This window comes from Streptomyces sp. NPDC098789, from assembly GCF_044759975.1.
Taxonomy (GTDB): Bacteria; Actinomycetota; Actinomycetes; order Streptomycetales; family Streptomycetaceae; genus Streptomyces.
Genome location: NZ_JBIWAJ010000027.1, coordinates 64,137 through 76,072 on the forward strand (window position 1 = coordinate 64,137; position 11,936 = coordinate 76,072).

2 protein-coding genes are annotated in these 11,936 nt (G+C 73.6%); both read right to left on the reverse strand.

The window, feature by feature from the left end:
* Positions 1–27: 27 nt before the first annotated feature.
* A complete protein-coding gene (locus tag ACIQWR_RS36965; protein WP_404019093.1) occupies positions 28–10,566 on the reverse strand; it encodes an amino acid adenylation domain-containing protein in 10,539 nt (3,512 codons plus the stop codon).
* 283 nt (positions 10,567–10,849) lie between these two features.
* Positions 10,850–11,881: a guanitoxin biosynthesis L-enduracididine beta-hydroxylase GntD gene (gene gntD, locus ACIQWR_RS36970; protein WP_404019095.1), complete on the reverse strand. Its 1,032-nt coding sequence runs from the start codon at positions 11,879–11,881 to the stop codon at positions 10,850–10,852.
* Positions 11,882–11,936 lie beyond the last annotated feature (55 nt).

An 11,936-nucleotide genomic window follows, 5' to 3' on the forward strand; every position in this document is an offset into this window, starting at 1 on the left:
CGGACGCGTCACCCTCGGGGCGGCCGGTCAGCGCAGGTGGGCGGCGAGGACCGGGCCGATCTCGGCGAGTGCCTCGGGGGTGGTGAAGCGGCTGTGCGGGATGTCCAGCGGGTGGTTCTCGACCGGGCCGTCCACGTGCGCGGCCCACAGCTCGGCCAGCGGGGTGCCGTCGGCGCCCCGGCCCGGCAGGGCTTCGAAGAAGAGCACGGGACCCCGGTAGCGGCCCGGCCGCTCACCCTGGGCCAGCGCGATGTTGTTGGCCGTCACCCGCACCAGCCGAACCAGCGCCGCCGGATCCAGGCCGCCCAGCACGCTGCCGCGCTCCCGCAGCAGCTCCAGCACGGCCGTGGCACCGGGCAGACCGTCACCCAGGGCCTCCTCGCCGTCCTCCGGGGCGGTGGCTGCGAGGGCGTCCAGCCCGTCGAGGTCGAGTCCGTCCAGCGCGAGGGAGAGGATCTCCTTGGCGCTGGGGCGGCCGGCGTGCCGGAAGCGGCCCGTCGGGTGCGAGTCGAGCATCGCCAGCAGCGCGACCTCCTCGCCCGCCTCCTGCAGCTGTCGCGCCAGCTCGTGCGCGACCGTACCGCCGAAGGACCAGCCGAGCAGGTGGTACGGGCCCTCGGGCTGGACCTCGCGGATCAGGCGCAGGTAATCGGCCGCCATCTCGGGTACGGAGCCCGGCAGTTCACCCACGCCGTCGAGACCACGGGCCTGGAGGGCGAACAGCGGCCGGTCGCGGTCCAGGTGGCGGGCGAGGCCCGAGTAGCACCAGCCGAGGCCGCCGCCGGGGTGCACGGCGAAGAGCGGGGCACGGGTGCCGCCGGTGCGCAGCGCCAGCATCTGCCCCAGGCCGTCGGAGGATCCGGCGCCGCCGTCAGCGCCGATCCGCTCGGCCAACAGGGCCACGGTGGGGGTCTCGAAGAGGGCCCGCAGGCCGATCTCGACACCGAGTTCCTCACGGACCCGGGCGGTGAGTCGGGCGGCGAGCAGGGAGTGGCCGCCGAGGTCGAAGAAGTTGTCGTCGATGCCGACGTGGTCGACGGCGAGGGTGGTGGCGAAGAGGCCGCAGAGGACGTCTTCCCGCGGGGTGCGCGGGGCCCTCGTGGGGGCGGTGGTCGTGGTGGGGGCGGGCAGGGCCCGGCGGTCGAGCTTGCCGTTGGGAGTGAGCGGGAGCGTGTCCAGCAGGACCACGGCGGAGGGCACCAGATAGGCGGGCAGGTGCGCGGCGGCGTACGCGCGCAGCTCCGCCGCGTCCGGCACCGCACCCGAACCGGCGGCGGGGTCGGCGGCGGGGACCAGGTAGGCGACCAGGCGCTGATCGCCCGGGTTGTCCTCGCGCAGCAGCACCGCGGCCTGCGCGATGTCACCGCGGCCCGTGAAGTGGGCCTCGATCTCCGCCGGTTCGATCCGGAAACCGCGCAGCTTGATCTGGTCGTCGGTACGACCCAGGAACTCCAGCCGCCCCTCACCCCGCTCGTCGTACTGCCAACGCCCCAGGTCACCCGTGCGGTACATCCGCCCACCCGGCTCACCGAAGGGATCCGGCAGGAACCGCTCCGCCGTCAGCCCCGGACGCCCCAGATAACCCCGGGTCACCAGGTCGCCGGCGATGAAGAGCTCGCCGCCGACCCCGACCGGAAGCGCCCGGAAGGACTCGTCCAGCACGTACATCCGGGTGTTCCAGATCGGACGCCCGATGGTGATCACGCCGGAGGGCGCGGTGTCGCCGGGCTCGATGCGGAACTCGGTGCAGCCGACCGTGGTCTCGGTCGGGCCGTACTCGTTGATCACGGTGGCACCGGGGTGGTGGCGCCGCCACTCGTCCAGCACCTCTCCCATCAGCGATTCCCCGCCGAGCACGAGCTGCTCGCTGGGCGAGAAGCGCTCGGGCAGTGCGGTCAGCAGGGCCAGGTGGCTCGGCGTGGCCTTGACGAAGGTCGGGCGCTCCCACTCCCCCGCCGTGGCCGCGCGCTCGTCCAGCTCGATGAGCTGTACGGCGCCACCACTGGTCAGCGGGGCGAACAGGCCGGTCACGGTGAGGTCGAAGGAGACCGGCGAGTGGACCAGGGCCCGGCCGGCGACGCCGGCGTACGCCTCACGGGCCCAGGCGAGGTAGGCGTCCAGGGAGTGGTGCTCGACCACGACGCCCTTGGGGCGTCCGGTGGAGCCCGAGGTGTAGATCACGTAGGCCGGGTTGCGCAGCGACAGCGGAGCGGACCGGTCGTGGTCGGTGAGGTCGTGCGCGGGCAGGGCGGCCAGCGCGGCGGCCGTGTCCGGCGCGTCGAGCAGCAGGAGCGGGTCCTCGGTGACGGGCAGTTGTCCGGCCGCCCCGACGGTGGTGAGGACGCACAGCGGTCGGGCGTCGGCCAGGGTGTAGGCGATCCGCTCGCCGGGGTGGGTGAGGTCGATCGGCAGGTACGCCGCCCCGGACTTGAGCACCGCCAGCACGGAGACCAGGGTCTCCACAGAGCGCGGCACGGCCAGCGCGACCAGGCGCTCCGGGCCCGCTCCCCGGGCCACCAGGTGGCGGGCCAGGCGGTTGGCGGCGGTGTCGAGCTGGGCGTAGCTGAGGCTGCCGCTCTCGCAGACGACGGCGGTGGCGTCGGGGGTACGGGCGACCTGGGCGGCGAACAGCTCCGGCAGGGTGCGGCCGGGGAGGGCGCGCGACGGGCCGTTCCAGTCGGTGAACAGGGCCCGGCGCTCGTGCTCGGCGAGCAGGTCGATGTCGTGGAGGCGGGTGTCGGGGTGCTCGGCGGCGGCGCGCAGGATGCGCTGGAACTGCTCCGCCAGCCGGGCGATGGTGGTGGGATCGAACAGGTCGGTCGCGTACTCGATGGTCACGGTCAACCCGCCCTCGGCGCCCTCGGCGTCGTGGTGCTCGGTCACCGTGAACGACAGGTCGAACTTCGCCGCGCCCTCCGACGCGACATCGCTCTCACCATGGCCGTCGGCGGATCCGGCGGCGCTGTTGAAGGTGAGGACGGTCTGGAAGAGCGGGTGCCGGTGCGGAGCACGGCCCGGATTCAGGGCCTCCACCACACGCTCGAACGGCAGGTCCTGGTGCGAGAGCGCCGCCAGGTTCACCTCACGCGCACGACCCAGCAGCTCCGTGTGCGTCGGATTGCCACGCGTGTCCGTCCGCAACACCAACGTGTTCACGAAGAATCCGATCAAACCGTCCAGCTCACGGTGCCCACGACCCGCAGTCGGCGTACCGATCGTCACGTCCGTCCCCGCACCGTTGCGCGTCAACAACACCGCCAGAGCCGCGTGCACCGCGTGGAACACCGTCGCCCGCTCACCCCGCGCATGCGCCGCCAGCTTCCCGTGCACCACACCGTCGACGAACCCGGTGTGCACCCGAGCCCGCAGCGTAGGCCGCACCGACCGGGAACGGTCCACCGGAAGCGCGATCTCCTCCGGCAACCCCGCCAACTCGTCGCTCCAGAACGCCAACTGCTCGTTCAACACCGTCCCCGGCGTCTGCGGATCACCCAGATACCGGTGCTGCCACAACGCGAAGTCCGCGTACTGCACCGGCAACGGCGCCCACCCCGGAACCTCACCCCGCACCCGAGCCCGATACGCATCCGTCACGTCCCGCGTCAACGGACCCATCGACAAACCGTCGCCCGCGATGTGGTGCAACACCACCACCAACACGTGCTCCCGCTCGCCCAACACGAACAGCGCGGCACGCAAAGGCAACTCCGACGACAGATCGAAAGGCCGCGCGGACAACTCCGCGATCCGCTCCCGCGCACCACCCTCGTCCGTCACCACCACCTCCAACGGCACCAGAGCGGCAGCCGCCGGCAACACCACCTGGCACGGCTCACCACCCGACTCCGGGAACACCGTCCGCAACGTCTCGTGCCGCTCCACCACATCGTCCAACGCGGCCTGCAACGCCACCGCGTCCACCGCCTCCGCCAACCGCAACACCACCGGGATGTTGTACGAGGCGCGCTCGGTCTCCTCCATCCGGTTGAGGAACCACAGCCGGGCCTGCGCGTAGGAGAGCGGTACGGACTCCGGGCGGGGCTCGACGCGGGTCAGCGGCGCCACCGCGGCGGCGGTGTCGGCGTCGCCGATCAGCTCGGCCAGCAGGGCCACCGTCGGCGCCTCGAACACGTCACGGACACCCACCTCCACGCCCAACTCGCCCCGCACCGCGGCCACCAACCGCATCGCCAGCAGGGAGTGGCCGCCGAGGTCGAAGAAGTTGTCGTCGATGCCGACGTGGTCGACGGCGAGGGTGCTGGCGAAGAGGCCGCAGAGGACCTCTTCCCGCGGGGTGCGCGGGGCCCTCGTGGGGGCGGTCGTCGTGGTGGGGGCCGGCAGAGCCCGGCGGTCCAGCTTGCCGTTCGGAGTGAGCGGGAGCGTGTCCAGCAGGACCACGGCGGAGGGCACCAGATAGGCGGGCAGGTGCGCGGCGGCGTACGCGCGCAGCTCCGCCGCGTCCGGCACCGCACCCGAACCGGCGGCGGGGTCGGCGGCGGGGACCAGGTAGGCGACCAGGCGCTGATCGCCCGGGTTGTCCTCGCGCAGCAGCACCGCGGCCTGCGCGATGTCACCGCGACCCGTGAAGTGGGCCTCGATCTCCGCCGGTTCGATCCGGAAACCGCGCAGCTTGATCTGGTCGTCGGTACGACCCAGGAACTCCAGCCGCCCCTCACCCCGCTCGTCGTACTGCCAACGCCCCAGGTCACCCGTGCGGTACATCCGCCCACCCGGCTCACCGAAGGGATCCGGCAGGAACCGCTCCGCCGTCAACCCCGGCCGCCCCAGATAACCCCGGGCCAGTCCCGCGCCGGCGATGAACAGTTCGCCGGGCACGCCGGGCGGGACCTGTCGCAGCGTCGGGTCCAGCGCCTGGACGCGCATGTTGTCCAGCGGGCGGCCGATCGGCACGGTGGCGCCGAGCGGGTCCCCGGCGGTGATGGAGTGCCGGGTGGCGAAGACGGTGGTCTCGGTCGGGCCGTAGCCGTCGACCACCCGCAGCCCCGGGTGGGCGGCGAGCACGCGGCGCACGGCGGCCGCCGGGACCACGTCTCCGCCGGTCATGACCTCGCGCACGCCGGCCAGGCTCTGCGGAGCGTCTTCGGCGAGCAGCCGGAACAGGCCCGCGGTGAGCCAGAGCGCCGTGATCCGGTGCTCGGCGACCAGTCGCCCGATCCGCTCGGCGTCCAGATCGCCGGCGGGCGCGACCACGACCTGGCCGCCGCTCAGCAGCGGCACCCACAGCTCGTAGGTGGCGGCGTCGAAGGCCTGCGGGGAGTGGAAGAGCACCCGCTCGTGGTGACCGAACCGCTGCCACCAGCGGTCGGTGGCCAGCGCGGCGACGTCCGCGTGGGTGACGGCTACGCCCTTGGGGGTGCCGGTGGATCCGGAGGTGTACATCACGTAGGCGAGCCGGTCCGGCTGGACCGCGGGGACGGGGCGGGCGGGGGCGTCCGGCAGCGGGGCGCTGACGTCCACCACCCGCACCCCGGCGGCGGCGCGGGCCCGTACGACCGGCAGGTCGCGGGTGGCCGCGTCCACCAGCAGCAGTTCGGCGCCGGTGTCGGCCAGGACGAGGGCGACGCGCTCGTCGGGCCAGCTCTCGGACAGCGGCACGTACGCGCCGCCCGCCCGCACCACGGCGAGCGTGCTGGTCACGAGCGCCGCCGAGCGCCGCATCAGCAGGGCGACCCGGTGCTCCGGGCCCGCGCCGAGGGCGGTGAGGTGGCGGGCGAGCCGGTCGGTGGCGGTGTCGAGCTGGGCGTAGCTGAGGCTGCCGCTCTCGCAGACCACGGCGGTGGCGTCGGGGGTACGGGCGACCTGGGCGGCGAAGAGTTCGGGCAGGGCGAGCGCGGGGAGCGGGTGCACCGCTCCCGTGGCCAGGGCGGCCAGTTCGGTGCGGCCGGTCGCGCCCAGCAGGTCGATGTCCTGGAGGCGGGTGTCGGGGTGCTCGGCGGCGGCGCGCAGGATGCGCTGGAACTGCTCCGCCAGCCGGGCGATCGTCGCGGGCTCGAAGAGATCGGCCGCGTACTCGATCGTCACGGTCAACCCGCCCGCGGCGCCCTCGGCGTCGTGGTGCTCGGTCACCGTGAACGACAGGTCGAACTTCACCGCACCCTCGGACGCGACATCACTCTCACCCCCGCCCTGCTCCTCGGCAGTCCCGGTCACGCTGTTGAAAGTGAGGACGGTCTGGAAAAGCGGGTGCCGGTGCGGAGCACGCCCCGGATTCAACGCCTCCACCACACGCTCGAACGGCAGGTCCTGGTGCGAGAGCGCCGCCAGGTTCACCTCACGCGCACGACCCAGCAGCTCCGTGTGCGTCGGATTGCCACGCGTGTCCGTCCGCAACACCAACGTGTTCACAAAGAATCCGATCAAACCGTCCAGCTCACGGTGCCCACGACCCGCAGTCGGCGTACCGATCGGCACATCCACACCCGCACCGTTGCGCGTCAACAACACCGCCAGAGCCGCGTGCACCGCATGGAACACCGTCGCCCGCTCACCCCGCGCATGCGCCGCCAACCGCGCATGCACCCCACGATCCGTGAACCCCGTGTGCACCCGCGCCCGATGAGACGGACGCACCGGCCGCGAACGGTCCACCGGAAGCGCGATCTCCTCCGGCAACCCCGCCAACTCGTCGCTCCAGAAAGCCAACTGCTCGTTCAACACCGTCCCCGGCGTCTGCGGATCCCCCAGAACACGGTGCTGCCACAACGCGAAGTCCGCGTACTGCACCGGCAACGGCGACCACCCCGGCACCTCACCCCGCACCCGAGCCCGATACGCGTCCGTCACGTCCCGCGTCAACGGACCCATCGACAAACCGTCACCCGCGATGTGGTGCAACACCACCACCAACACGTGCTCCCGCTCGCCCAACACGAACAGCGCGGCACGCAACGGCAACTCCGACGACAGATCGAAAGGCCGCGCGGACAGTTCGGCGATCCGCTCCCGCGCACCACCCTCGTCCGTCACCACCACCTCCAACGGCACCAGACCCGCAGCCGCCGGCAACACCACCTGGCACGGCTCACCACCCGACTCCGGGAACACCGTCCGCAACGTCTCGTGCCGCTCCACCACATCGTCCAACGCCGCCTGCAACGCCACCGCGTCCACCGCCTCCGCCAACCGCAACACCACCGGCATCGCGTAGGCGCTGGTGTCGCCCTCCATGGTGTTGAGGAAGCGCAGGCGCCGCTGGGCGAAGGAGAGGGGCAGGACCTCCGGGCGCTCCGCCCGGACGAGGGGTGCCAGGGTGGTGGCGGGGCCGGACCCGGCGATCAGCTCGGCCAGCAGGGCCACGGTCGGCGCCTCGAACACGTCACGGACACCCACCTCCGCGCCCAACTCGCCCCGCACCGCGGCCACCAACCGCATCGCCAGCAGCGAGTGGCCGCCGAGGTCGAAGAAGCTCTCGTCGATGCCCGGCTCGCGCTCGGTGCCCAGCACCTCGGCGAAGACCCGGCACAGGGCGGCCTCGTGCTCGTCGCGCGGGGGACGCCCGGCGGCGGCCTCCTGGCGTGCGGGGGCGGGCAGGGCCCGGCGGTCCAGCTTGTTGTGCGCGGTGAGCGGCAGCGCGTCGAGGACGACCAGCGCGGACGGCACCATGTAGCCGGGCAGTGCCTTCGACAACTCGCTGCGCAGGGACGGCGGTTCGAGGTCGACGCCGGGCTGCGGGACGACGTAGCCGACGAGTTGACGGTCCCCCGGCCGGTCCTCGCGGACCACCGCGGCCGACGCGGCCACCGGCGCCAGGGCGGCCAGCGCCGCCTCCACCTCGCCCAGCTCGATCCGGAAGCCGCGGATCTTGACCTGGTCGTCCAGGCGGCCGAGGAACTCGATCTCGCCTTCCGGCAGTCGGCGGGTCAGGTCGCCGGTGCGGTACATCCGGGCGCCGGGGGCGCCGGCCGGGTCGGGCACGAACCGCTCGGCGGTCAGGCCCGGGCGGCCCAGGTAGCCGCGGGTGACCTGGGCGCCGCCGATGAAGAGCTCGCCCGGCACGCCGACCGGGACCGGCTCGCCCCGCTCGTCCAGGACGTACGCCCGGACGTTGCCCAGCGGCCGGCCGATCGGCACGGTCGGGGAGCCGGCGAGTTCGGCGGCGCGCGGGCGGTGGGTGGTCACGCCGACGGTGGTCTCGGTCGGGCCGTAGTGGTTGAGGACCGCGCACTCGGCCCGCTCCAACAGGTCGCCCACAAAGGTGCTGGTCGAGCCCTCGCCGCCGAGGATCAGGCCGCGGCGGGGCAGGACCCGGTGGGCGCCGCCCGGGCCCTCCAGGGCCGCGAGGTGGGAGGGGCTGATCTTCAGGTAGTCGATCGCGTGCTCGGCGAAGTAGGCGGCCAGCAGCCGGCCGTCCGAGGCGGTGTCGGCGTCCACCATGTGCAGCGTGCCGCCGCCCAGGAGCGCGGAGGCCAGGACCGTGACGCAGGAGTCGAAGGTGAACGGCTGGACCATCGCGTATGCGGCGGGCTCCAGGCCCAGCGCGGACCCGACCGCGGTGTGGTAGTTGAGCACCTGGCGGTGCTCGACGACCACGCCCTTGGGCCGTCCGGTGGAGCCGGAGGTGAAGAGCACGTAGGCGGCCTGGCCGGGGTCGACGGTCACCGCGGGGGCGGTGTCGGGGGCCGCGTCGAGGGTCAGTTCCTCGACCGCGACCGCCCGCACGCCCTCCGGGAGCCGGTCGGCGAGGTCGCGCCGGGTGATCACCACGGGGGCGGCGGTGTCGGCGAGCATCATCGCCATCCGCTCCTGCGGCTGGGCCGGGTCGACCGGGACGTAGCAGCCGCCGGCCTTGAGCACGGCGAGCAGGGCGACGACCGTCCAGGCGCCGCGTTCGAGGCAGATGCCGACGGGGGTCTCGGCGTTGACGCCGAGCCCGCTCAGGTGGTGGGCGAGGCGGTTGGCCAGCCGGTCCAGTTCGCGGTAGGTGTGGGTGGCGTCGGCGCCGACCACCGCGACGGCGTGCGGGGTGCGGGCGGCCTGTTCGGCGAAGCGTCCGTGGAAGGTCCCGGCGGGCACGTCGAGGGCGGTGGCGTTCCAGGTGTCGAGCAGCAGCGTGCGCTCGTCCTCGGCCAGCAGCGGGAGGTGGGCGACCGGGCGGTGCGGGTCGGCGCAGACCTCGCGCAGCAGGGTGGCGTAGTGGGCCAGCAGCCGCCGGGCGGAGCGCTCCTCGTAGCGGTCGGCGCGGTGGACGAGGGTCAGCGTCAGCGTGTCGCCGGTCTCCGAGACGGTGAAGGTCAGGTCCCGCTTGGCGTCGGCCGGGCCGGTCCCGTCCAGCGGGCGCAGGACCAGTTCACCGGCGTCGGCGGTGTCCGGGGCGGCCTGCGGGGCGCCCTGGTCGAGTACGAGCATGGTGCGCGCCAGTCCGTCCGGCGAGCCGGCGCGCAGCTCGGCGGCCAGCTGCTCGAAGGGCACTTCCTGGTGCTGGAAGTCGCGTCGGGTGGCTTCGGTGGCCCGGTCCAGCACGGCGGCGAAGGTCGGCCGGCCGGAGAGGTCGCCGCGCAGCAGCAGGGTGTTGACGAAGCAGCCGATCAGGCCTTCCAGTTCGCTGCGCCCGCGCCCGCCGACCGGGGTGGCGATCACCGGGTCGGCGCCGCCGCCGTACCGGTGCAGGAGGACCTGGAGGGCCGCCAGGGACACCGTGAAGAGGGTGGTGCGGTGCCGGGCGGCCAGGTCGCGCAGGCCGGTCGCGATCTCGGCGGGCAGCTCCAGGGTGTGCGTGCCGGCCGCGGCGGCGCCCTCGGGGCGGCCGGTGGCGGTGGCGCGCGGCGGGGTGTCCGTCAGGCCGGCGAGCCGCTGCCGCCAGTAGCCGAGGCTCTCCTGGTGAGCCGCTCCGTCGAGGCGGCCGCGCTGCCAGGTGGCGAAGTCGGCGTACTGCACGGGCAGCGGGGGCAGCGCCGCGACGGCCGCGTCCGCCAGCCGGTAGGCCGCCCCTGCCTCGGCGAGGAGCACGTTCACCGACCAGGCGTCGGCGGCGATGTGGTGGATCGTCAGGAGGAGGACGTGTTCCTGCTCGCCGGTGCGCAGCAGTGCGGCCCGCAGCAGCGGTCCGGTCGCCAGGTCGAAGGGGGTGTTCGCCTCCTCGGTCAGCCGGGCGCGCACCCGCTCCGCCCGCTCGGCCGCCGTCAGGTCCCGCAGGTCCGTCACCGGGAGGACGAACCCGGCCTCCCGGTGCACGTGTTGGACGGGCAGGCCGTCGGCGCCGGGGGCGAAGGTGGTGCGCAGCACCTCGTGCCGGTCGATCACCGTGCGGAAGGCCCGGGCCAGGCGTGCGACATCGAGGGGGCCGGTGCAGGTCAGCGCCATCGGCACGTTGTACGCGGCCGATCGCGGGGCGAGCTGCTGGGCCAGCCAGATCTGCTCCTGGGTGAGGGAGAGCGGCGCCGGCGCCCCTTCGGGGCGGCGCGGCACACCGGTGGGTGCGGCCGGGCGGCCGGCCGACCGCTCGCGCAGACGGGCCTCCAGCCGGGCCCGCAGCTCGGGCGACAGCTCGGCGATGCGGCGGGCGGTGTCGGCGGTGGTGGCGTCGGCGGCGATCTGGGTGGTGCTCACGGTTCTCTCCCCGGAGAAGGTCTGTTGGGCCCTGAGGCCCTGGGGCCTGTCGTCGAAGTCGGGTCGTCGCCCGGAGGGCGGCCCCGCGGCGTCTGGTGCGTGCTCTCGGTCCGCCGGGCGGAAGCCCGTGTACTGGTCGTACTCGGGTTTTCGCCCGGTGGAGCGAGAGTGCGTGCCGGACGCCGCGGGGCAGACGCGACTTCGACGACAGGCCCTAGGGCCGTGGGTGGTGTGCGGAGTACTGTCGGCGGCGGACGCGGTGGGCGCGGCCGACCGGTCCCGGTCAGAACAGGACGCGGGAGGCGGCGGTGGCCCGCGCGTCGCGGGACTTGCGCAGGTCGCGGGCGACGTTGACCCGCTTGAGCCAGCGGTCGGTGCCGTCGAAGCGGGCCGCGAAGGAGCTGCGTCCGTGCACCGCACGGTAGTTGTCGACGAAGACGATCTCGCCGGTGTCGAGCGCCGCGCCGCCGAGGCGGCGGTCGATCTCGTCGGAGAGCCGCTGGAGGGCGCCGCGGGCCTGCGGGTCCAGTCGGTCCAGGTCCATGAAGTACGGGTCCAGGCACAGGTACGGGTCGGTCTCCGAGCCGAACAGCACGGGGACCGGGGCCGCGTCGTCGCGCATCTGCTTCAGGCGCTCGTAGGCCGCGTCCAGCAGCCGCGTACCGCCCTCCAGGGGGCGACCGGGGCCGGCGTCGAGCATCTGCAGGTGCGAGTTGTCGGGCAGCATGTAGAAGCGCGGCTCGGCCAGCACCCGCCGGTCCTCGGCGGAGATCTCCAGGTCCTGGACCCCGACGAAGGTGGTCGGCACCCGGTCCGGGTTGCGCAGGCAGAGCAGGCCCACGTAGTCGCCCCGGTAGGGGTGGAAGGCGTCCTCGACGTGCCAGAAGATGGTCTGGTTGCTGCCGGTGCCGATCTGCTCGTCCTCGTGGCCCTTGACCGGCAGGACGTCGTGCACCAGGTAGCCGTCCTGCTGGGTGGCCCAGGCGACCGGTTCGCCGAGCAGCGCGCCGCACAGCAGCAGGAAGATCTCCTCGCGCAGCGCCGGGGAGACCCCGGTGCGGTGCTGCCAGTGCGCGGGGGTGGCGCCGATGCGGTCCTGGTCGACGCGGTAGCCGGAGACCACGCAGGCTCCGGCGGGCTCGTGCAGTCGGAAGTCGGTGAGGAAGCGGCGCAGTGCGAGCGGCAACCGGTGCGACTGGACGGTCAGTTCGTCCTGGAGCGCCTGGTCCTCGACGCTGTCGTGCCGCTCGGCGAGTTCGTCGAGCAGGACGCTGATCGCGTCGGCGTCGACGGGGTCGAGTGTGAGGGTGTGCATGGGGTGGATCACCTCGGGAATCGGGTCTGCAGAGTGCGGGTGCGGAGGGCGCGGT

What these genes read in the sequence shown, in the direction of transcription:
- gntD (WP_404019095.1), bottom strand. Translation starts at nt 11,881, where the DNA reads ATGCACACCCTCACACTCGACCCCGTCGACGCCGACGCGATCAGCGTC.